Origin of the sequence: Intrasporangium sp., from assembly GCF_036566125.1 — a bacterium.
Taxonomy (GTDB): Bacteria; Actinomycetota; Actinomycetes; order Actinomycetales; family Dermatophilaceae; genus Intrasporangium.
On record NZ_DATCWX010000199.1, the window covers coordinates 1 to 21581 of the forward strand.

Annotated in this window: 25 protein-coding genes; 20 read left to right on the top strand and 5 right to left on the bottom strand. The window is 69.4% G+C overall.

Annotated elements, in window-relative coordinates:
• Positions 1-301: 301 nt before the first annotated feature.
• Positions 302-1219, bottom strand: a complete 918-nt coding sequence (mshD, locus tag VIR15_RS12055) for a mycothiol synthase (protein ID WP_331927898.1) — start codon at positions 1217-1219, stop codon at positions 302-304.
• Positions 1216-1899: a response regulator transcription factor gene (locus VIR15_RS12060; RefSeq protein WP_331927900.1), complete on the bottom strand. Its 684-nt coding sequence runs from the start codon at positions 1897-1899 to the stop codon at positions 1216-1218. The genes mshD and VIR15_RS12060 overlap by 4 nt, the downstream gene beginning before the upstream one ends.
• 87 nt (positions 1900-1986) lie before the next feature.
• On the opposite strand from VIR15_RS12060, the gene VIR15_RS12065 reads away from it, so the two are divergent.
• Together VIR15_RS12065 and VIR15_RS12070 are read left to right on the top strand one after the other, a co-directional pair.
• The gene (locus VIR15_RS12065) at positions 1987-2256 is read left to right on the top strand and encodes a MoaD/ThiS family protein (RefSeq protein ID WP_331927902.1); all 270 of its coding nucleotides are present in this window, start codon (positions 1987-1989) and stop codon (positions 2254-2256) included.
• Positions 2257-2262: 6 nt separating this feature from the next.
• A complete protein-coding gene (locus VIR15_RS12070) occupies positions 2263-3135 on the top strand; it encodes a hypothetical protein (RefSeq protein ID WP_331927904.1) in 873 nt (290 codons plus the stop codon).
• A gap of 116 nt (positions 3136-3251) precedes the next feature.
• Here VIR15_RS12070 and VIR15_RS12075 read toward each other — a convergent pair whose 3' ends face one another.
• Positions 3252-3623: a DsrE family protein gene (locus VIR15_RS12075; RefSeq protein ID WP_331927906.1), complete on the bottom strand. Its 372-nt coding sequence runs from the start codon at positions 3621-3623 to the stop codon at positions 3252-3254.
• A gap of 23 nt (positions 3624-3646) precedes the next feature.
• Between VIR15_RS12075 and VIR15_RS12080 the strand changes: the two genes are divergently transcribed.
• From VIR15_RS12080 to VIR15_RS12140, 13 genes are all read left to right on the top strand, one after another.
• Positions 3647-4144, top strand: a complete 498-nt coding sequence (locus tag VIR15_RS12080; RefSeq protein WP_331927908.1) for a heme-binding beta-barrel domain-containing protein — start codon at positions 3647-3649, stop codon at positions 4142-4144.
• A gap of 63 nt (positions 4145-4207) precedes the next feature.
• Positions 4208-5239 (top strand): CAF17-like 4Fe-4S cluster assembly/insertion protein YgfZ, encoded by a 1032-nt coding sequence (ygfZ, locus tag VIR15_RS12085; protein ID WP_331927910.1) that lies wholly within the window; start codon positions 4208-4210, stop codon positions 5237-5239.
• 36 nt (positions 5240-5275) lie between these two features.
• A complete protein-coding gene (locus VIR15_RS12090) occupies positions 5276-6136 on the top strand; it encodes a beta-keto acid cleavage family enzyme (protein ID WP_331927912.1) in 861 nt (286 codons plus the stop codon).
• 198 nt (positions 6137-6334) lie between these two features.
• Positions 6335-7351: a BMP family protein gene (locus tag VIR15_RS12095; protein ID WP_331927914.1), complete on the top strand. Its 1017-nt coding sequence runs from the start codon at positions 6335-6337 to the stop codon at positions 7349-7351.
• Between the two features lie 32 nt (positions 7352-7383).
• Positions 7384-8955 (top strand): ABC transporter ATP-binding protein, encoded by a 1572-nt coding sequence (locus VIR15_RS12100; RefSeq protein WP_331927916.1) that lies wholly within the window; start codon positions 7384-7386, stop codon positions 8953-8955.
• On the top strand, positions 8952-9998 hold the full coding sequence (locus tag VIR15_RS12105) for an ABC transporter permease (RefSeq protein ID WP_331927918.1): 1047 nt from the start codon (positions 8952-8954) through the stop codon (positions 9996-9998). The genes VIR15_RS12100 and VIR15_RS12105 overlap by 4 nt, the downstream gene beginning before the upstream one ends.
• A complete protein-coding gene (locus VIR15_RS12110; RefSeq protein ID WP_331927920.1) occupies positions 9998-10873 on the top strand; it encodes an ABC transporter permease in 876 nt (291 codons plus the stop codon). Before VIR15_RS12105 ends, VIR15_RS12110 begins: the two co-directional genes overlap by 1 nt.
• Before the next feature lie 204 nt (positions 10874-11077).
• Positions 11078-11494, top strand: a complete 417-nt coding sequence (locus VIR15_RS12115; protein ID WP_331927922.1) for a helix-turn-helix domain-containing protein — start codon at positions 11078-11080, stop codon at positions 11492-11494.
• 1 nt (position 11495) lies between these two features.
• Positions 11496-12410, top strand: a complete 915-nt coding sequence (locus VIR15_RS12120; RefSeq protein ID WP_331927924.1) for a hypothetical protein — start codon at positions 11496-11498, stop codon at positions 12408-12410.
• Positions 12411-12486: 76 nt separating this feature from the next.
• Positions 12487-13488: an asparaginase gene (locus tag VIR15_RS12125; RefSeq protein WP_331927926.1), complete on the top strand. Its 1002-nt coding sequence runs from the start codon at positions 12487-12489 to the stop codon at positions 13486-13488.
• 7 nt (positions 13489-13495) lie between these two features.
• Positions 13496-13921: a D-aminoacyl-tRNA deacylase gene (gene dtd, locus VIR15_RS12130; RefSeq protein WP_331927928.1), complete on the top strand. Its 426-nt coding sequence runs from the start codon at positions 13496-13498 to the stop codon at positions 13919-13921.
• A 119-nt stretch (positions 13922-14040) separates the two neighbouring features.
• Positions 14041-14352, top strand: coding sequence for a DUF2516 family protein (locus tag VIR15_RS12135; protein WP_331927930.1), 312 nt, complete (start codon positions 14041-14043; stop codon positions 14350-14352).
• A 72-nt stretch (positions 14353-14424) separates the two neighbouring features.
• The gene (locus tag VIR15_RS12140; protein ID WP_331927932.1) at positions 14425-14889 is read left to right on the top strand and encodes a phosphomannose isomerase type II C-terminal cupin domain; all 465 of its coding nucleotides are present in this window, start codon (positions 14425-14427) and stop codon (positions 14887-14889) included.
• A 21-nt stretch (positions 14890-14910) separates the two neighbouring features.
• On the opposite strand, the gene VIR15_RS12145 is transcribed toward VIR15_RS12140, so the two are convergent.
• Positions 14911-15720 carry a class I SAM-dependent methyltransferase gene (locus tag VIR15_RS12145; RefSeq protein WP_331927979.1) on the bottom strand — a complete coding sequence of 270 codons (810 nt, stop codon included), beginning with the start codon at positions 15718-15720 and terminating at the stop codon, positions 14911-14913.
• Positions 15721-15831: 111 nt separating this feature from the next.
• Here VIR15_RS12145 and mshA point away from each other — a divergent pair, with 111 nt between their 5' ends.
• The 3 genes from mshA to VIR15_RS12160 are packed head-to-tail and all read left to right on the top strand — an operon-like array spanning position 15832 to position 18489.
• Entirely contained in the window at positions 15832-17133 is a 1302-nt protein-coding gene (gene mshA / locus VIR15_RS12150; RefSeq protein ID WP_331927934.1) for a D-inositol-3-phosphate glycosyltransferase, read from the top strand.
• A gap of 55 nt (positions 17134-17188) precedes the next feature.
• Positions 17189-17722 carry a YbjN domain-containing protein gene (locus VIR15_RS12155; protein WP_331927936.1) on the top strand — a complete coding sequence of 178 codons (534 nt, stop codon included), beginning with the start codon at positions 17189-17191 and terminating at the stop codon, positions 17720-17722.
• A gap of 23 nt (positions 17723-17745) precedes the next feature.
• On the top strand, positions 17746-18489 hold the full coding sequence (locus tag VIR15_RS12160; RefSeq protein WP_331927938.1) for a phosphoglyceromutase: 744 nt from the start codon (positions 17746-17748) through the stop codon (positions 18487-18489).
• Between the two features lie 194 nt (positions 18490-18683).
• Here VIR15_RS12160 and phoU read toward each other — a convergent pair whose 3' ends face one another.
• Positions 18684-19394 (bottom strand): phosphate signaling complex protein PhoU, encoded by a 711-nt coding sequence (phoU, locus tag VIR15_RS12165; protein WP_331927940.1) that lies wholly within the window; start codon positions 19392-19394, stop codon positions 18684-18686.
• Between the two features lie 161 nt (positions 19395-19555).
• Between phoU and VIR15_RS12170 the strand changes: the two genes are divergently transcribed.
• Both VIR15_RS12170 and VIR15_RS12175 read left to right on the top strand, forming a co-directional pair.
• Positions 19556-20854, top strand: coding sequence for a sensor histidine kinase (locus VIR15_RS12170; protein ID WP_331927942.1), 1299 nt, complete (start codon positions 19556-19558; stop codon positions 20852-20854).
• Positions 20851-21534: a response regulator gene (locus VIR15_RS12175; RefSeq protein WP_331927944.1), complete on the top strand. Its 684-nt coding sequence runs from the start codon at positions 20851-20853 to the stop codon at positions 21532-21534. Before VIR15_RS12170 ends, VIR15_RS12175 begins: the two co-directional genes overlap by 4 nt.
• The last annotated feature ends 47 nt before the right edge of the window (positions 21535-21581 follow it).

The window sequence follows — 21581 nt, forward strand, 5'->3', positions numbered from 1 at the left end:
CCGGCCCTCGAGGTCGGTTCGTTCGAGACTGCCGGTGCTCATGTCCCCATCGTGACATCGTTTTGCGACGGAGGGGGAGTGACTACGTCCGCGGCCGTATGCCGCTGAGCTGGCTTGTGCTGCAAGCCGCGCTACTGCTCCGGCCATGTTTGAGTCGAAACGTGCCACTCCGTCCGGGAGCAATGACGGGACCGAAACCCGGCCGAGCCCGGTGCCCACGCAGGAGCCGCAACACCTCGTCCCGTCATTCGTCCCTCAAGGCCCGACACTTGTCATACGGGAGTGAGCGCCGGCAGGCCAGTCACGGCCGGCGGGCGTACTGGCGGTGGACCTCCCGGTCGGTGAAACCCAGATTTGCGTACGTCCGGACGGCTGCGACGTTGTCCTCGTCGACGTAGAGGACCACGTCGCGCAGCCCGCGGGCCTTGAGGTGGTCGAGCCCGAGGATGGTCACCGCTTTGCCGAGGCCCTCGCCCTGCCGGTCCGGGCAGACGCCGACGACGTAGACCTCGCCGGTGTCGCCGTCGGGCGGGTCGACCTTCGTCCAGTGAAAGGCGGCGACGTGGTCGGTGTCGCCGGTGGCCGACTCGTCGACGACGAGGATGAACCCTTGAGGGTCCCACCACGGCTGGGCCATCCGCTGCTCGAGGTCCCGGCGGGTCAGCGCCCCCTGCTCGGGGTGGGATGCAAACGCCGCGGCGTTGACCGCGACCCAGGCGTCCTCGTCGCGGCCGGACTCGAAGCTCCGGACGGAGTAGCGCTCCGGCACGGCCGCAGCCGGCCAGGGTGGCCCGTCCACGAGCGAGCGCCCCATGACGTGCAGGGATCGCACCGGTTCAAGCCCCATCGCTCGGGCGAACGCGTCGGCTGCCGCCGCAGCCCGTCCCGTGGCGTGGCTCCACACCCGTGCGTCCTGGGGGAGGGCCGCCAGCAGCGCAGACCCCACCCCTTGGCGGCGCCAGTCCGGGGCCACGACGAGCTCGGCGGAGGGGGGTTCCTCACCCGACCCCGCGCGGACCTGTGCGTAGCCTGCGAGAGCCGGCTCGGCGGCATACGACAAGACGTGTGTGACGTCCGGGTCGCCCGACTCGACGGACAGGCGGAACTGCTCCGACAGGGGTGGCGACCCGTCGGCTGCCTCGGCCTCCTCGGCGATGTGGAGGACTTGGCGTACCTCCCCGGGCCGGAGAGGCTGGCCGTCACGCAGCTCGATGTTCACGCGCTGGTGGCCTTGTCCGGCACGAGGCGGTAGCCGACGTTGCGCACGGTGCCGATGAGCGCCTCGTGGTCGGGCCCGAGCTTCGCGCGGAGGCGACGGACGTGGACGTCGACCGTACGGGTACCGCCGTAGTAGTCGTAGCCCCAGACCTCCTGGAGCAGCTGGGCCCGGGTGAAGACCCTGCCGGGGTGCTGGGCGAGGTACTTGAGCAGCTCGAACTCCTTGTACGTCAGGTCCAGTGGCTGGCCGCGGAACCGCGCCGAGTAGCTCGCCTCATCGATGACGAGGTCGCCCGACGTGATCGGTGCGTTCAGGTCGACCTCCTCGCCCTGGCCGCGCGTCATGGCCAGGCGGAGCCGGGCGTCGACCTCCGCCGGACCCGCCGTGTCAAGCAGGACGTCGTCGAGCCCCCATTCGCCCGTGAGAGCAGCAAGGCCGCCCTCGGTGAGGACGGCCAGCAGCGGAGTCGCGATCCCGGTGGTGCGCAGCACCCGGCAAAGGGACCGTGCGCTCGCGAGCTCTCGCCGCGCATCGACGATGACGACGTCGCAGTCCGGGGAGTCGACGAGGGCGGTCGCCTCGGCTGGCAGGACGCGGACCGGGTGGGTGAGCAACCCGAGCGCGGGCAGCACCTCGGCACTCGGGGCGAGTGCGTTCGTCAGGAGGAGCAGCCGGGCCATCCCCTGCAGGATAGGCGACACTGGACCTGCGCCAGAGGGACTGGATGCACGACGAGACTCGATGAGTCTTGATGAGACGGGAGCGAGATGGGCGAGGTCGGCTCGGCCGAGCAGACGGTGACGGTGCGCTACTGGGCCGCGGCGCGGGAGGCTGCCGGGGTGGACAACGAGCGGCTCGGCCTCGGCGCCGACGCCACGGTGTCCGACGCGGTCGCCGCCGCGGTGGCGGCGCACCCGGACCTGGCGCGAGTCGCGAGAGTGGCGACGTTCCTCATCGACGGGCGCGCAGCGGGCCGGGACGCGGTGCTGGCGTCGGGTGCGACGCTCGAGGTCCTGCCGCCGTTCGCGGGTGGGTAATGCACAATGACGACCGTGCCCGACGCCACCGATGCCTCTGATGCGAACGGTCCGACCGTCGGAGGCACCGATTCCAGCACCGACTCCAGCATCGATTCGGTGCCGTTCCAAGGCGGTTCGCTTCGACTCCCTCTCTCGCCCACCGGTGCCGACCACGTGCGCCCGGTGACGATCGGCGCCGTCGTCGTCGCAGCGGCGGCGCTGGCCGTGGCGACGGCAGGCGGATTCCGGCTCGTCCTCGTCGCCGCGCTGGTCCTGTCCCTGGTGCTCGCCTGGTGCTGGCCGGTCCTGGGCGGTTCGCACACGCCCCGGGCGACGTCGATCGTGCTGCTCGTCGCCGCACCGGCGATCATCTTCACCTCGCTGAGCGACGACCTCACGTGGACGGCCGCCGCGGTCGCGCTCGGCATCGTCCTGTCCTTCATGGGCCAGCTCGTCCGCAAGACGGGCCGGGCGGGGCTCGTCCTGACCCTGCTCGCGTCGTTCGGCGGCCTCGTCCCGATGGCCTCGGCCACCTTGGCGGTCGGCTCGGCCGACGTGCCCCGGGGTCGCGACTACCTCGTTGTCACGATGTCCGCTGCTGCCGCCGCGGTGGTGGCCGACCTGCTGGTCCGCAAGCGGGCACTCGCCCCGTTCCTCGGGGTGGTGGCCCTGCTCGCCGCGATTGCCGGCGCAGTGATCGCCGGGTTGTTCGTCGACGAGGTCGGAGGATGGGCGGCGGTCGGGGTGGCTGCTGGTGCGGGCTCCCTGTCGTGGTCCTGGCGGCGGATCTTCGCCCTGCAGCCGGCGATGCTCGGCACGCGTGGTCAGATCGCCGCAGGCGTCGGCTCCGTGCTGATACTCGGCGTCCTCGTGCACATCTTCACCGTTGTCTCCTGACCCTCATTTCCCCCTGATCGAGTGAACAGCTTTCGGGACCACCGCCCCGGATCTTGTTCTCTCGATCGGATGGGGACCGCCCCGTTAGGGGGAGCAGCGGGGGGAAGGGGGGAAGGTCAGTAGACGAGGGCCTGGGCGCCCGGCGCCATGACCTCCTCGACGAAGGCGGCCGCGCCTCGGATCGTCACCCCGGCGACGAGCGCATCCTCGGTGAGGTCCCGCCGCGCGGCGCACTGGGTGCAGACGGTGAGCCGGCCACCCGCGATCACGACGTCGCGCAGGGAAGCGAGCTCAGCGGCATACGGCAGCTCGAACTCCTCAGCCCTCCCGGGAACGGCCATCCACGTCGCTTCCCCGGTGAGCCACAGGCTCACGGTGACCCCGCTCGCCACTGCGGTGGAGGCCACGGTGAAGGCCTGCGACAGGCGTTCCGGCGCCTCGACGCCCGAGGTCAGCTTGACGACGAGGGATCGTTCGGGTGCGTCCATGCGCTCAGGTTACGATCACGAGCATGTTCCACCTCGATGCTGACCTCCCCGAGCCGGTGCGTCCCCTCGCCTGGCTCATCGGTCGCTGGGAGGGGGCCGGCGTGCTCGGCTACCCGACCATCGAGTCGGCCCATTTCGGGCAGGAGATCGAGGTGACCCACGACGGGCGGGCCTTCCTCAAGTGGGAGAGCCGCGCCTGGATCCTCGACTCGGCGACCGGCGAACGGGTGCGCCCCGCGGCAGTGGAGTCCGGCTTCTGGCGGCCTCTGCCCGACGGTGAGGTCGAGCTGCTCCTCGTGCACCCCACCGGCATCCTGGAGATGTACTACGGCACGATGGAGCCGGCGCGCATCCAGCTCAAGACCGACGGAGTCATGCGGTCCCCACGCGCCAAGGAGTACAACGCGGCGACCCGGATGTACGGCCTCGTCGACTCGCAGCTGATGTGGGCGATGGACATGGCCGCCGTGGGGCAGGAGCTCCAGAGCCACCTGTCGGCGACGCTCAAGCGGGTCGGGTGACGGAATGACCGGGATCGCTGGGATGAGGGTGGCTGCGAAGGGCGTTGCACGAGGGTGACCGACATGACTGAGCTTCCCGTCCTCCATCGCAGCCCGCTGCTCGACCGACCCGGTGCCGTGGCGGGTGAGGGCCTCGCCGCGGGCGTCGCTATCCACTACGGCGACCCGATGCGGGAGCAGCGTGTCCTCGAGGAGGGTCTCGCCGTCGTCGACCTCTCGCACCGGTCGGTCCTCACGGTCAGCGGCCCCGACCGCCTGTCGTGGCTGCACTCCCTGACGACGCAGCACCTCGTGGACCTCGGGGTGCGGGAGTCGCGCGAGGCCCTGATCCTCACTCCCAAGGGGCACGTCGAGCACTCGCTCCACCTCGTCGACGACGGCAAGACCACTTGGATCACGACGGAGCCGGGCGACGGCGATGGGTTGCGTGAGTGGCTCGACAGGATGCGCTTCATGCTGCGCGTCGAGGTCGCCGATGTGACCGCCGACTGGGGGGTCCTCGGCGAGCCCCACGGAGCCGAGTCCGCCCCGGGCGAGCCGCTCGCATGGCGCGACCCGTGGCCCGACCTGGTCGGGGACACGACCGCGTACGGTCCGGTCGAGGACCACCCCGGCACGAGATGGTCGTGGCGTGAGGTCATCGTCCCGCGCGCATCCCTTGAAGAGGCCGTCGGTGACCGCCCACTGGCTGGTCTCTGGGCTTTCGAGGCCCTCCGGATCGCTGCCTGGCGGCCGCGGTTCGGCGCGGAGACCGACCACCGCACGATCGTCCACGAGGTCGACTGGCTGCGCACGGCGGTGCACCTGCACAAGGGCTGCTACCGCGGGCAGGAGACCGTCGCCCGCGTGCACAACCTCGGCCGCCCGCCGCGGCGCCTCGTCTTCCTCCACGTCGACGGCTCCGGTCACGCCCTGCCGTCTGCGGGCGCCGAGGTTCGCGCGGGGGAGCGCGTCGTCGGCCACGTGACGTCGATCGCCCGGCACCACACCGACGGCCCGATCGCGCTCGCGGTCGTCAAGCGCAACACCGACCCCGAGCTGGTGCTGGACGTCGAGGGCGTGAGCGCGGCGCAGACCGTCATCGTCTCGCCCTGACCGCCCCGGGGTACCGGCCGCTGGCAGGATGGCGCCATGACGACCGCTCCCGCACGCAGTGCCGCGCGCACCCTGATCACCGTCGCCCCGACCGGGGCCGAGACCGCGAAGGCCGACGTCCCGGCCCTCCCCACGACCCCGGAGGAGCTCGTCGAGACAGCCGTCGCCTGCGAGGCGGCGGGTGCGGCGCTGATCCACATCCACGTCCGCGACTCCGACCACCGTCCGACGCTCGACCCGGTCCTGCTCAAGGAGGCGGTCGTCGCCGTTCGCGAGGCCACCGACCTCGTCGTCCAGCTCTCGACGGGAGGGGCGGTCACCGACGAACTCGAGAAGCGCCTCACCGTCCTCGACGCAGACCCGGACTCGTGCTCCCTCACCTGTGGCACGACGAACTTCGGTGACGACGTGTTCCTCAACCCGTGGGGCTTCATGGTCGACCTCTACCGCCAGGCGCAGGAACGGGAGGTCGTGCCGGAGTTCGAGCTCTTCGAGCTCGGGCACGTCCACGCGTTGCGTCGGCTCATCGACGAGTGCGGGCTGCCTTACGGCGGCAGGGTGCACGTCGACTTCGTCCTGGGCGTCCCGGGGGCGATGCCCGGCACCCCGCAGACTCTGCTGGCCGGGCTGGCGCTGCTCCCTCCGGAGGTGACGTCGTGGTCGGCGACCGGGATCGGCCGCACCCACCTGCCGATCGCCGCAGCCGCGCTGTCTGCGGGCGGCCACCTGCGGGTCGGGATGGAGGACAACCTCGTCTTCGCCAAGGGCCAGCCGGTCACGCACAACAAGGAGCTCGTCGCTCGCGCTGCGGAGCTCGCCACGATCATGCAGCGCCCCCCGATGTCGACGGGGGAGGCGCGGGAGCTGCTCGCCGTCAAGGACCGTCGCCCTGCCTGACACCGCCGGCAGGGTCCTCATCGCATTCCGAGGTGCCTGCGCACGGGCGAAGATGTGCCAAGCCACGCCCCGTTTCTGGGCAGAGTATGCCAGTGAGTGCGCTCGTGCGCGGACGTCACACTCGTGCGAAACACCGGACCCGAAGTTGCCTACGTCACACCGGCCGTAGCGTCAGAGGGCTCGCCGAGAGGAACTGCCATGACCCGTCTCCGCTTCCACTCCTTCGCGCTTGCAGCTCTCCTTGCGGGCTCCATGGGACTTGCCGCCTGCGGCAGCGGGGGCGAACCCACGGGGGACGAGGCAACTGGCGGCGACCTCAAGATTGCTGCGATCTTCTCGGGACCGACCAACGACGCGGACTACAACGCGATCGGCCTCGCGGCCCTGAACGCCGCCAAGGAGAACGGTGCTGAGGTCAGCTTCAGCGAGAAGGTCGCCGTTCCGGACATCGAGGCGAGACTCAACGAGGCGGTCGGTGACGGCAACACGGTGATCTGGACGCACGGTTCGCAGTTCGCCGACGCAACGGTCAAGGTCGCCAAGGACAACCCCGACGTCAACTTCATCGCCGAGTACGACGGTGAGTACAAGGACCTGCCGGCCAACGTCTGGACCATCGACCGCCAGTTCCACCTCGGCTTCTACGGCATGGGGGTCTTCGCCGCGAACCTGTCGAAGACAGGGACCGTCGGCTACGTCGGCGGCTTGTCGCTCCCGTTCTCCTTCGCTGAGGTGCACGCCATGGAGCAGGCGTTCGAGGAAAGCGGCTCCAGCGTGACTCTCAAGCCCGTGTGGACGGGTGACTTCAACGACGCTGCGAAGGCGCAGCAGTTCACCACGCAGCTGCTTGACAGCGGTGCAGACGTCATTGTGGGATCCCTCAACCAGGGTGCGACTGGTACGTTCCAGGCTTTCGAGGGCAAGCCAGCCGGTGCCGGGTGGGTGACAGCGAAGTACACGGACAAGTCGGCCGCCGCGGGAGAGCACTACGCCGGCTCGCTCGAGTACGACTTCACCAAGCCGCTTGCCGACGTCCTCGACAAGATTCAGGCCGGCACGACCACCGGTCGCTACCCGCTGGGCTTTGAGACCGGAGTCACGATCAACGTGAGCGACAACGTGCCGCCGGAGGTGAAGACTGCCGTCGATGAGGCAATGGCCAAGGTCAAGGACGGCACCATCACGGTCAAGCTCGACACCAGCAAGGTCGGCTGAGCCGGTGCCGGTCAGCCTCGGAGACGCGTGACGTGACAGCAGTTCAACCGGCGGCGGGGCGCACCGTCCCGCCAACCGTGCGCATGAGCGGCATACGCAAGACGTTCGGTTCCGTCACCGCGCTCGATGGAGTCGAGTTCGAGGTGGGGGCTCGGCAGGTTCACGGTCTGCTCGGCGGAAACGGTGCCGGCAAGACGACCCTGATGAACGTCCTCTACGGCCTTTACGCACCGGACAGTGGGTCTATCGAGATCGACGGGCGACGTGTGACCATCGCCTCTCCCCGCGACGCGATCACGGCCGGAATCGGAATGGTTCACCAAACCTTTCTGCAGGTCGACGTGTTCACCGTGACCGAGAACGTCGTCCTCGGGACCGATACCAAGGGTGTGGACGCCAAGGGCCGCATTGCGGAGCTGTCCGAACGGTTCGGTCTCGCCGTCGACCCGAGCGCCCGGGTCGCGGACCTTCCGGTCGGCGTACGTCAGCGCGTAGAGATCCTCAAGGCCCTGTACCGCGGTGCCAAGGTGCTCGTCCTCGACGAACCCACGACCAACCTCACCCCTCAGGAGGTGGATGCGCTCTTCGGCTCGATGCGGGCCATCGTCGACGAGGGCATGTCGGTGGTTCTCATCACGCACAAGATCCGCGAGACCATGGCGGTCTGCGACGAGCTGACGATCATGCGCGACGGCGCAGTTGTCGGGACAGTCGCCAAGACGGAGACGACCGCTGATGAGCTCGCCGCCCGCATGGTCGGCGACGCTGACGCAGTGTCCGAGTCCGCTGCCGTTGCGCTCGGCGAGACGACGTTGGGACAAGCGAGGATCGAGCTCCCCGATGTCGAGGTCACCGAGCAGCCAATACGAGTCAGCGTCCAAGATCTCACGGTCCCCGGTCCTGGAGATGCTCCGAGACTCGTCGATGCGGTCGCCTTCGAGCTGCGCCACGGAGAGGTGTTGGGCATTGCCGGTGTGGCAGGCAATGGCCAGGTCGAGCTCGCGGAGGCGCTCACTGGCTGTCGTCCCACGACCGGGTCGTTCAGCCTGGACGGTACGGAGCTCGTCGGGCGTCCAACAGCTCACTGGCTCGAGTCCGGCGTCGTCTACGTCCCGGAGGACCGTCAGCGAGACGGAATCCTGCCGGGAGGGGACATCACCGAGAACCTCGTTCTGGGTTCACATCGCTCGCGCGCCCGCCGCGGTCTCATCCCTTGGGGAGATGCCCGTGAGCAGACAGCCGCTGCCATAAGGGAGTTCCGGGTGAAGACCCCGAGTGCCTCGACGCCATGCGGTCAGCTGTCCGGGGGCAACATCCAGCGCGTCATCCTCGCCCGGGCCTTCGCACGCGATCCGAAGGTCCTTGTCCTCCACAACCCGACTCGCGGCCTGGACATCGCGTCGACGCAGTTCGTCTACGAGCGGATCCGGCGGGCGGCCGCGACCGGCGCCGCGATCATCGTCATCTCGGAGGACCTCGACGAGGTCATCGCCCTCGCGGACCGCGTCCGCGTCATCTACTCGGGTCGACTCGTCGGAGACACGCCGCGCGGCGAGACCGACCCATATCAACTCGGACGGCTGATGACGGGAGTCGGGGCATGAATGTCGCCACCATCCTGCGCCGCGCGGTCCCCTATGTCCTGGCGGTGCTCGCTGCATTTGCCGTCACTGCCGTGCTCATCGCGCTTCTCGGGCATGATCCACTCGAGGCCTTCCGCGCCGTCCTGACGAACTCGTTCAGGAACACCTTCGGCATGGTGCAGACCCTGCACAAATGGACGGCACTGACCCTCCTCGCGCTTGCCTTCGCGATCCCGTTGGGGGCTGGCCGCTTCAACATCGGCGGCGAGGGCCAGCTGATCCTCGGGGCAGTCGGGGCAGTCGCGGTTGGCATCACCTTCAGCGAGCTCCCTCTGCTGGTGCTGCTCCCGCTACTCCTCGTGTCCGCCGTGCTGGCTGGTGCCGTGTGGGCGTGGATCGCGGCATGGCTCATGGACCGCTTTCGGGTCAACGAGATCCTGTCGACGGTGCTGCTGAACTTCGTCTCGTTCGAGATCCTCGACTATCTCGCCTCGTACACCTGGCCCGACGTGGGGGCCGGTGGGGCGGTCACCCTCCCGATCGGTGCGGGGGGTGAGCTCCCCACCATTGGAAGACCGCCCATGCATGTCGGCGTCGTCCTGGTGGTGATCCTGGTGATCGCCCTCGCGTTCCTCGCCAGACGCAGCGTCCCCGGCTTCGAGCTGCGAGCGGTTGGTCTGAACGAGCGGGCTGCTGCACTCCACGGCATCCGAACGAGACGGGTTGCGGTCGGGTCGATGGTCGTCGGCGGGGCGCTCGCCGGCCTCGCTGGTGGCATCGAGGTCGCTGGAGTCCACCACCGGATGCTCGAGGGCATCCAGTCCAACTACCTCTTGCTCGGGATCATCATCGGCCTCATCGCCCGTGGGTCGCTCGTCGCACTACCGTTCGTCGCGTTCGGCATTGCCGTGCTGGAGGTCGGCGCCGGCTCGATGCAACGCGTCTCCGGCGCCCCGGCGGAGCTCGTCCTCATCCTGGAGGGCTTGATCCTGCTCTTCATCCTCATGTCGGACGTCGTCGTGGGGCGCGTGTCCGCACGACGCGCGAGAGTGGCGGTGACCTGATGGAGTTCCTTGCACTCGTGATCACGGCGATGGTTCCGTTCCTCTTCGTGGCCCAGGGCACGATGCTGTCCGGGCGGGCCGGCATCTTCAACGTGTCCCAGGAGGGCCTCATGCTGCTCGGAGCAGCCGTGGGCTACCTGGTCTCGCTCGAGTTCGGCTCCAACGCAATGGGCTTGGTCATTGCGGCGCTCGCCGGCGCCCTGTTCGGTGCCCTCCTCGCGTGGGCGACCACCTACCTGCGGATGGACCAGTTCGTCGTCGGCCTGGCGCTGTTCTTCTTGTCCGGAGGCCTTGCCTCGCTGCTGTACCGAGTCGTCATCGGCCAGGACCAACCACCGCGGATCAAGCCGCTCCCGGACGTCATCTTCGGCCAGGACGTCCTGGTGATCATCGCGATCGCCCTGTCCATCGCACTCTGGTGGTGGCTGTATCGGACGGACTCGGGAACGCGGCTGCGATCGGTCGGTGAGAACCCCAAGGCGGCGGACTCGTTGGGCATCGACGTCACTCGCACGCGCATGCTGGCCGGGACGATCGGTGCGGCCCTCATGGCCATCGGTGGCGCGTACCTGCCCATGGCCTTCTCGGGCGTCTACGCCGACGGGATCGTCGCGGGTCGCGGCTGGCTCGCGATCGCACTCGCCTTCTTCGGCGGCTGGCGGCCGCAGTTCATCCTCGCCGGCTCGGCCTTCTTCGCCGCCATGGACGTTCTCGCACAGCGCGCCCAGGTCGTCGGCATCGGGATCCCGCACCAGTTCGTGTCGATGTTGCCGTACGTCGCGACGTTGCTTGTCATGGTCTTCGCCTTCCGGTGGGCCCAGGCGCCCATGTTTCTTGGCAAGAACTATGACCGGGAGTCCCGAATCGTCGGTTGACGGGGGTGAACCTCCCTCGATGCCGTATGCCGCTGGGCTCGCTCGCGTCGTCGCCTGCGATGACGGGTGGCTGGGACCGGGCTCGTTTCACTCTGCATCCCATGGGTAGGCCACGTGGAGGTGCTGCGCCCGGCGCGGCTGTGTGTGCGGTGTCACGCTGTCTGGAGTTTGCATTCTGCTTGCTTTAGTTAGCATAATGGAGGTGTGAGCAGGCTTCCCGATCTCGGCGCGTACTTGCGTGAGCAGCGCGAGAACGCCCAGCTGTCCCTGCGGCAGCTCGCCGAGATCGCCGGAATCTCGAATCCCTATCTGTCGCAGATCGAGCGCGGCCTGAAGAAGCCGAGCGCCGAGATCCTGCAGCAGATCGCAAAGGGGCTCGAGGTGTCCGCGGAGTCGCTCTACGTCCGGGCGGGAATTCTCGACGAGCGGGTCCTCACCAACGGGTACCCGGCCACCGCCCCGGGCGTCCTCGAAGCCATTGCGGCCGACCCGGTCCTCACCGACCGGCAGCGCGCGGTGCTCGTCGAGATCTACGAGTCGTTCGTCGGCCCGAAGTCGCGCCGGGGCGGGACGGCACCCAAGACCCATGGGAAGCGCAAGGCAACCCAGAAGGAGAACTGAGATGGCTCTCAACCAGAAGAAGATCAGCAAGGCCGTCAAGGATGCCCAGAAGCAGGCGGAGGCAGCCGTCGCCGACATGCGCAGCCAGATCGACGACCGGCTACCCGACCTGACGGTCGACCCGACGCCGTTCTTCGCCGTCGTGGGCGCCGCCACCATCGCGGTCGACACGGTCCGGCACGCCCGTGACGAGCTGCAGGTCGCTGCCAAGGAGGCCCGGACCGCTGACGTGCGCAAGGGTGCCAAGAAGGAGGCGAAGCAGCTGCAGAAGGACCTCCAGAAGCGGCTTGACGAGCTCCAGGCACGCACCGCGGAGCTCCAGAAGATGGCGACGCAGTACGCGGACCGCTTCATCAAGGAGGCCCAGGAGCTCCCTGCCCAGGTGCTCAACCAGGGTCTCGTCCTCGCGAGCAACGCCAAGGACCAGTACGACGCCGCCGCAGCGCGCGGTGAGCGAGTCGTGGCCGACCTGCGCACCGAGGGCACCAAGGCCGCCGTCGGCCTGGCCGAGCGGTCCGAGTCCGTCATGGCTCGGGGCCGCAAGGTCGCGAAGACGGCGCGGACCGAGGGCGAGAAGGTCGCCCGGACGCTCGCCGACACGGTGTCCGACGACGCCCAGAAGGTCGCAGCCCAGGTCGAGTCCTCGGTCCAGTCGGTCGAGCGGGCCGCCGAGCCTGTCCCGGTGAAGCGCACGCCGGCTCGCAGCACCGCCGTCCGCTCGGCAGCGGCTCGACAGGGTGCGGCGACGCGCAAGGCTGCCCAGGTCGAGGGCACGACGACCCGCAAGGTCGCCGCGCGCAGCGCCGCCGCCAAGAAGTCCACGGGGACCGCCACCGCCAAGAAGGCTCCGGCGAAGAAGACCCCCGCGAAGACGACCTCGGCAAAGAAGACCGCGGCCAAGAAGACCGCGGAGTGACCGAAACGTCACACGATCGGGCCGTCACCCTCATGGGGTGGCGGCCCGACTGCCGTCCTGCGGCATACTTCGGGGCGTGCCCGCCGACGCCGAACTGTCCCTGCCCGTTGACGCGTGGGCCTCGTCGGCCCTGACCAGCGCGCCGGTCGTCGCCCACGTCGTCAGGGGTGGTTTCGTCGAGTCGGTGCATCACGGCCTGGCCGTCGTCACCGCTCCGGACGGAAGCCTCGAGCTCGAGGTGGGCGACTCGGCGGGCCCGGTGTTTCCTCGCTCGTCGAGCAAACCCATCCAGGCTCTCGCCATGCTGCGCCACGGCCTCGACTCGGATGGAGCGCTTCTCGCGTTGGCCTGCTCGAGCCACTCCGGCGAGGAGTTCCACGTCGACGCCGCCCGGGAGATCCTCGCCCGGGCGGGTCTGTCCGAGGCGGACCTGCAGAACACGCCTGACTACCCCTACGACGAGGTCGCTCGAACCGCGTGGATCGCCGCCGGGCTGCCCAAGCAGTCCATCGTGCAGAACTGCTCCGGCAAGCACGCGTCCATGCTCGCGACGTGCGTCGCCAACGGTTGGGACATCGCGACGTACCGCGAACCCAGCCACCCACTCCAGGTCGTGATCTCCGAGACGGTCGCCGAGCTGGCCGGCGCGATGCCGTCGGCGGTTGCCGTCGACGGGTGTGGTGCACCGATCCATGCCATCCCGCTCGCCGGGCTGGCGCGATCGTTCGGCCGCCTCGCCGCGGCGCAGGAAGGCCCGGAGGCGCGGGTCGCGCAGGCGATGCGGGACTTCCCCGAATACGTCGGCGGCACACGACGTGACGTGACCACGCTGATGCGTCGCGTGCCAGGTCTCGTTGCCAAGGACGGCGCGGAGGCCGTCTATGCCGTCGGGCTGGCCGACGGCCGCGGTATCGCCGTGAAGATCGCGGATGGCGGCTCACGTGCGCGCGCGGTTGTCGTCGCGGCCGTGCTCCGCAGGCTCGGTATCGAGGATGACGAGGTGCTCGCCGCCCTTGAGCATCAACCCGTGCTGGGCCATGGTCACCCCGTCGGCGCGGTCGTCGCGGTCGAGATCTGACACCGCCGTGCGGGCGGTGCTCCAGCGGGTGACCCGGGCGAGGGTCGAGGTCGATGGCGAGGTCGTCGGAGAGATCTCCCGTCCAGGGCTGGTGGCCCTGGTCGGCGTCACGCACGACGACGGGCCGGAGCAGGTCGAGCGGATGGCGCGCAAGATCGCCGAGCTGCGCATCCTGCGCGATGAGCAGAGCCTCGTGGACGCGGCCGCACCGGTCCTCGTCGTGAGCCAGTTCACCCTCTACGCCGACACCCGCAAGGGTCGGCGGCCCTCGTGGTCGGCGGCCGCACCCGGACCGGTGGCCGAGCCCCTCGTCGAGGCCGTCGTGGCCGCGCTTCGTGCTCGAGGCGTCGAGGTGGCCACCGGCCGCTTCGGCGCGATGATGTCCGTCTCGCTGACGAATGACGGACCGGTCACACTCGTCGTGGACGCGTGACCGCTCGCGATGCGAGCGAGGCGTCGCGGCCCGGGGATCACCCTGGAAGATCCCCCAACTCGACCCGATCGTGATGACGGCGTGGTGGTTCGGGCCACATCGGCAGTTAGGCTTTCAGCATGCAGCTGTTCTACGGCTTCCAGAGCGCCGTCCAACTCGTCATCGGGATCGTCGCCTTTGCTGCGGAGGTCTTTGCGTTCGTGGATGCCCTGCGCCACCCCGAGCGGGCCTACCTCGCGGCGGGCAAGCGCACCCGCGCCTTCTGGCTCGTGCTGCTCGGAGTGGCGGTCGCGATCGGCTTCGTGACCATGTTCAACCCGCTCTCCATCTTCGGACTGCTCGCGATCGTGGGCGCCGCCGTCTACCTCGCCGATGTGCGTCCCGCCCTGCGCCAGGTGCGCGGGATCGGCGGATCGCGGGGCCAGTGGTGACCATCGGGTGAACTGGGCCCGAGCGCTGCCGGGATGCGGCACACTGGGCACTCACGAGCCAAAGGGGAGGGCATGAGCAACAACCAGACCGCTGGGTCGACCGCGACGGAGCTGCCGGACGTGGATGACGGCGGCCACCAGCCGCTGTCGCATCACACCCCGGACGACTACGTGCTGGGCGACCGTGACCCGACCGACGACATCTTCGTCGCCGAGCGCCCGTGGGGAACCTTCCAGCAGTTCGTCTCGAACGAGCAGGTGACCGTCAAGATCATCACGGTCGAGCCCAGCCACCGGCTCTCGCTCCAGCGGCACAACCACCGGGGTGAGATGTGGCAGGTGCTCGACGTGCCCATCGACATCACGGTCGACGACCGGACGTGGACGGCCGAGGTCGGCGAGACCGTCTGGGTGCCGCGCGGGTCGACGCACCGCATGGGCAACTCCGGCTCGCACCCGGGACGTCTGCTCGAGGTGGCGTTCGGCCACTTCGACGAGGGTGACATCGAGCGACTTCAGGACGACTACGCCCGCTGACGGCGCGTCCGCCTCTGGGCGTCAGGGACGCGGGGCCACCGCCTCCCACGCGACGGTGATCTCCCCGAGACGCCACCGCGCCGGGCCGTCGAGCAGGGGCCAACGCTCACCGACCTCGGCTGCAGCGGCGAGGAACCGCTGGCGCGCACCCCACGACGAGTGAGGCGCGCTGCGGGCCCACGCCCGGTCGAGGTCTGCCAGGAAGGCATGGATGCGCTCACCGGCGACGTTGCGGTGGATCAGCGCCTTGGGCAGTCGCTCGGCGACGTCCGACGGCCACGCCAGACCCCCGAGTCGCAGCGACAGGGTCAGCGACACCGGTCCCGTCGCGTCCACGGCTACCCACGTGGCACGCCTGCCGATCTCGTCGCACGTGCCGTCGACAAGGAGGCCGCGCGGCGCGAGGCGCTCCTGGACGCGCGCCCACGCGGCCGGTACGTCGGCCTCCCCGTACTGCCTCAGCACGTTGAAGGCACGGACGACGGTCGGCCGAGTCCCATCACGGAGCGGTATCTCGAAACCACCCCTTCGGAAGGCCAGCCCCTCACGCTCCAGCGGCTTGGCCGCTGCGACGCGGTCGGGATCGATCTCGATGCCGACCACGTGGACGTCGTGCCGTACGTGGCGCATCCGGCGATGCAGCTCCACCGCCGTGACCGGTGACGATCCGTAGCCGAGGTCAACGACGATCGGTCGGGTCGGACTGCGGCGCAACCGCCAGGCCTGCGGTCCGGCAAGCCAGCGGTCACAACGACGGAGCCGGTTCGGGTTCGTCGTGCCCCGGGTGATCGTCCCGACGGGGCGAACTGGGCCGGACACGGCGCGCAGCATAACGTCCGGGGACGGCGAGCCCATGCCGGTGACCACGGGACGAACGGCGGAATACATCAAATCGACCGTGTGGTTGAGTCAGGAGAGACAGGGGCGAGGAGAAGGACGCAGATGTCGGACGAGCCCAAGCGCGTGGCGATGATCAGCGTTCACACGTCCCCGCTGGAGCAGCCGGGCACCGGCGATGCGGGTGGCCTCAACGTCTATGTGGCCGAGACGGCGAAGGAGCTGGCCCGCCGCGGCGTCGAGGTGGACATCTTCACGCGGCGCACCACAGGTGAGTCGCCGATCATCGGCGGGCTCGTGCCCGGGGTCCGCGTGCTGCACGTGACCGCGGGTCCCTACGAGGGACTTGCCAAGGAGGAGCTGCCGGGCCAGCTGTGCGCGTTCTCCGCCGGGATCATGCAGGCCGGTCTGTCCGTGCCCGAGGACCACTACGACCTCGTCCACTCGCACTACTGGCTCTCCGGCCAGGTGGGCTGGCTGGCCGCCGACCGGTGGGGCGTCGCCCTCGTCCACACCATGCACACCATGGCGCGCGTCAAGAACCTGCACCTCGCCGAGGGCGACAGGCCTGAGCCGCGGGGCCGGGAGATCGGCGAAGCCCAGGTCGTCGAAGCCGCGGACCGGCTCATCGCCAACACCGATGGCGAGGCACGCGACCTCATCGCGCTCTACGACGCACCCGCCGGCAAGGTTTCCGTCGTCCCTCCGGGGGTGGACCTGACGACCTTCACCCCGGGCGACAGGCACCAGGCCCGGGCTGAGCTCGGGCTGCCCCGTGACGTGGACCTGCTCCTCTTCGTCGGGCGGATCCAGCCCCTCAAGGCGCCGGACCTGCTCCTGCGCGTCGCGGCGGAGCTGCTGCGCCGTGACCCGGGTCGCCGGTCGAAACTCTCCGTTGCGGTCCTCGGGGGTCCGAGCGGGACCGGCCTCGCCAGACCTCACGAGCTGGAGGACCTCGCCGAGCAGCTCGGCATCGCCGACGTCGTCCGGTTCGTCAAGCCGGTCGAGCGCCCGGTCCTCGCCCAGTGGTACCGCGCAGCGGACCTCGTCCTCGTCCCGAGCTACAGCGAGTCCTTCGGCCTGGTGGCCATCGAGGCACAGGCCTGCGGCACGCCGGTCGTCGCAGCAGACGTCGGTGGCCTGCCCACTGCCGTCGGAGATGCGGGCGTGCTCGTCGAGGGCCACGACGTCGCCGTCTGGACCGACGCAGTCCGGGAGCTGCTCGACGACGATGAGCGCCGCGCGGAACTCGGGCGTCTGGCCGTCAAGCACGCCTCGGCCTTCGGGTGGGAGGCGACGACGGACCGGCTGCTGGCCGTCTACCGGCAGGCGATCCACGACCGCACCCACTCTCCCATCGCGGAGGGGGAGGGGCTGGCGGGAGTCCCGCGCGCCGTGATCCCGTGAGCCCGCGGCTCGCAGCGCCGACCGGACGTCGACCCAGCGTTGGCAGAATGGCGGTGTGAGCGAGCCTGAGACCCAGCCAGCGACGGAACCGGTGACGGCCGCGGAGGAGCGGCTCGTGGCGTACCTCGAATCGGTCGACCTCGAGTGGGAGCTCGGTGGCCGCGAGGGTGAATACATCGTCACCCTGCCCGGCGAGAAGAAGCTGAGGACCGTCGTCTCGCTCCTCCTCCGGGCGCGGACGACCAGTGTGTCGGCCTTCGTCGTCCGCAACCCCGACGAGAACCACGAGGACTTCTACCGGACCCTGCTGCGCAGGAACCTTCGACTCACCGGCATCGCCTACGCGATCGACGGCGACGGCGACGTGTACGTCCGCGGGGAGGTCCCCACCAGTGCCCTCGAAGCGGAATACCTCGACCAACTCTTCGGTGTCATCCTCGCCGCGAGCGACGAGGCGTTCAACGAGCTGCTCGCCCTCGGCTTCCTCGGCTCGATGAAGAAGGAGTGGGCCTGGCGCGTCTCCCGAGGAGAGTCGACCCGCAACCTGGAGCCGTTCCGTCACCTGCTGGACGAGCCGGCTGACGGCTGAGACGGCGTCGCTAGGCTGGCGCCATGACCTACACCCTTGTCCTCGTCCGCCACGGGGAGAGCGACTGGAACGCCAAGAACCTGTTCACCGGCTGGGTCGACGTCGACCTGACGGAGAAGGGGCGGGCCGAGGCCATCCGCTCTGGCCAACAGCTCAAGGAGGCAGGCATCCTGCCGGACATCGTCCACACCTCGGTGCAGCGGCGTGCCATCACGACGGCGAACCTCTCGCTCGACGAGGCCGACCGGCACTGGATCCCGGTGAAGCGAAGCTGGCGGCTCAACGAGCGTCACTACGGCGCGCTCCAGGGCAAGAACAAGAAGGAGATCCTCGAGCAGTTCGGCGAGGAACAGTTCATGCAGTGGCGCCGCTCCTACGACGTGCCGCCGCCGCCCATCGACCCCGATGACAAGTTCGCCCAGACCGGGGACCCGCGGTACGCCGGCCTCGGTGCCGCCATGCCCCGCACGGAGTGCCTCAAGGACGTCGTGGCACGGATGCTGCCGTACTGGGAGCAGGAGATCCAGCAGGACCTCGCCGACGGCCTCACGGTCATGCTCGCCGCGCACGGCAACTCACTTCGGGCGCTCGTCAAGACGCTCGACGAGATCAGTGACGACGACATCTCGGGTCTGAACATCCCCACGGGAATGCCGCTCATCTACGAGCTCGACGACTCGTTCGTGCCGGTCACGCGCGGGGGCCGCTACCTCGACCCGGAGGCCGCCCGGGCTGCCGCGGAGGCCGTGGCCAAGCAGGGCCGCTGATCCTCACCCCTGCCTGATCGAAAGAACAGCTTTCGGGGCCTCCCTGACCCCGGAGTCGTCCTTTCGAGCGTCCAGGGCTGGCAGGCCACGTGGCGCTGGGAGCGAGCTCAGCGGCATACCCCCTTGTCCCCCAAGCCCAATCGATAGGACACGTTCCGGGCGCTCGTGCCCCGAAGTCGTTCTTTCGATTGGGGTCAACCGTTGCGCTCGATCTCCGCGATGACGTCGGCGTCCTCGGCCTCTTCGTGGTCGTAGCTGACCTCGGAGTCGTACTCACCCGTGACGAGGTAGATGACGCGCCGGGCCACCGACACGGCGTGGTCGGCGTACCGCTCGTAGTAGCGACCGATGAGGGCCAGGTCGAGCACGGTCGCCCGCGGCAGGGCGCGGTCCTCGTCGAGCAGAGCCGCGAACAGTTCGCTGTGCAGCTCGTCCATCGCGTCGTCGTCCTTGTCCAGAGCGGCCGCCGCCTCGACATCCTTGCTCGCGATGATGGAGCCGCACTTGGCCACGATGGCCTCGGCGACCTGCCCCATCTCGAGGATGTGCGACCGCAGGGCCGGGGGCACGGCGGAGTCGGGGTGCCGCAGCCGGGCCACCTTGGCCACGTGGCGCGCCAGGTCGCCCATCCGCTCGAGGTCCGAGCTCATGTGCATCGAGGTGACGACAATTCGCAGGTCGGTGGCGACCGGCTGTTGCTGGGCGAGCAGGTTGACCGACAGGTTGTCGAGGTCGATGCGGATCTCGTCAAGCTTCTTGTCGGCCTCGATCACCGACTCGGCGAGCTGCACGTCGGCGTCGAGCAGGGCGGTCGTGGCCCGAGAAATGGCGGACCGCGCGAGCCGGGTCAGCTCGACGAGCTGGTCCGTGATCCGGTCGAGGTCCTCGTGGAACTGGTCGCGCAATGTCTTCCTCGTCTCGTGCGGTCGTGCAGGCGGGTTCGGGGCCGAGGCTCCCAGTCGAGCGTAAATGGAGGGCGGCCTGCAGATGAACTCTCAGTTCTGTCCCAGCGTGCCAAGGCACCGGCTGGTCAGGAGCGTGCCACACGAATGCGTAACCTGAGGGTGTGGATCCGACGACCGCGGCGACCCTGGGCGGCATCGCCGGCCTGGCGCTCGGCGGTGTCGCGGTGCTCGCCGTCCGGCTCTCGGACCGGGCCAGGCGGAACGAGGTCGTCATCGCGCCATCGCCCGACCTGCCCCCGGGCGTCGCCGAGGTGCTGGCGGTACTCCGCTCGGGCGGCGTCGTCGTCGACCGCTCGGACCGCGTCGTGAACAACTCGCCTGCTGCCGTGGCGCGCGGCCTCGTGCGCGGCCAGGAGCTGGTCCACCCCGAGCTGCTCCAGCTCGCCCGGGCGGTCCGGCGCGACGGGGTGATCCGCGAGGTCGAGCTCGACCTGCGCAAGGGCCTCGGTGAGGCCCGGCTCGTCGTCGCGGTCCGAGTCGCACCGCTCGGCGGTGACCACGTGCTGGTGCTCGTCGAGGACATCTCCCAGGCTCGCCGCGTCGAGGAAGTCCGGCGTGACTTCCTGGCCAACGTCAGCCATGAGCTCAAGACCCCCGTCGGCGGGATCTCCCTGCTCGCCGAGGCCCTGCTCGACGCCGCCGACGACCCCGAGGCAGTTCAGCGCTTCGCGACTCGCATCGGCATCGAGTCGCGCCGCCTGACCAACCTCGTCAAGGAGATCGTCGAGCTGTCGCGCCTGCAGGGCACCGATGTCGTCACGGACCCGGCTCTCGTCGACGTCGGTGCGTGCGCCCAGGACGCCGTCGAGCGCTACCACCTCCTCGCCGAGGAGAACGGCATCGAGGTGGCCATCCAGGCGGAGCCCGGCTGCGAGGTGTGGGGAGACCGTGAGCTCGTCACCACCGCGATCGGCAACCTCGTCGGCAACGCCATCTCCTACTCGGACTCCGGTACCCGGGTGGGTGTGTCGACGCGTCGACGCGATGCAGGCCTCGTCGAGGTGGCCGTGACGGATCAGGGCCTCGGGATCTCGCCGGACGAGCAGAAGCGGATCTTCGAGCGCTTTTACCGGGTGGACGCGGCCCGGTCGCGGGCCACCGGGGGCACGGGTCTGGGGCTCGCCATCGTCAAGCACGTCGTCGAGAACCACGGGGGCACCGTCACCGTGTGGTCACAGGTGGGCCGGGGCTCCACCTTCACCATCTCGCTCCCGGCGGCGCCGCCCGTCCGAGCGGCAGCGGAGTCCGGCGCGGGCTCGCAGCCCGGCTCGGACTCGCAGCCCGGCGCGGGCTCGCAGCCCGGCCACCCGGACGGGTCTCCTCCTCCGGAGGCCGTCGGTCAAGCTCCAGTCCAGTCACATCCGGCCACCGCGGCCAGAGCCACGAGAGGTCAGCCTTGAGTCGAATCCTGATCGTCGAGGACGAGGAGTCGTTCTCCGACCCGTTGTCCTACCTGCTCCGCAAGGAGGGCTACGACGTCGTGGTGGCGGAGACCGGTCCCGAAGGGCTGACCGAGTTCGACAAGAACGGCGCTGACCTCGTCCTGCTCGACCTCATGCTGCCCGGCCTCTCCGGCATCGACGTCTGCCGGACCCTGCGCCAGCGGTCATCCGTCCCGGTCATCATGCTGACCGCCAAGGACAGCGAGATCGACAAGGTCGTCGGGCTCGAGATCGGTGCCGACGACTATGTCACCAAGCCGTACTCAAGCCGTGAGCTGCTCGCCCGAGTCAAGGCGGTGCTGCGCCGGCTCGCGGAGCCCGAGGACCTGCTCCCGTCGACGATCGAGGCCGGCCCGGTCCGGATGGACATCGAGCGGCACACCGTCACGGTGGACGGGAAGCCCACGGCCCTGCCGCTCAAGGAGTTCGAGCTGCTCGAGATGCTCCTCCGGAACGCCGGCAGGGTGCTGACCCGCATGCAACTGATCGACCGGGTCTGGGGCAGTGACTACGTGGGTGACACGAAGACCCTCGACGTCCACATCAAGCGTCTGCGCGCCAAGATCGAGCCCGACCCGGCGCGTCCCGTGCACATCGTCACGGTCCGGGGCCTCGGCTACAAGTTCGAGACGAACTGACCGGCCCCGCGACGGCGGACGGTCGGGTGGGCGATGAGCCCGGTCGG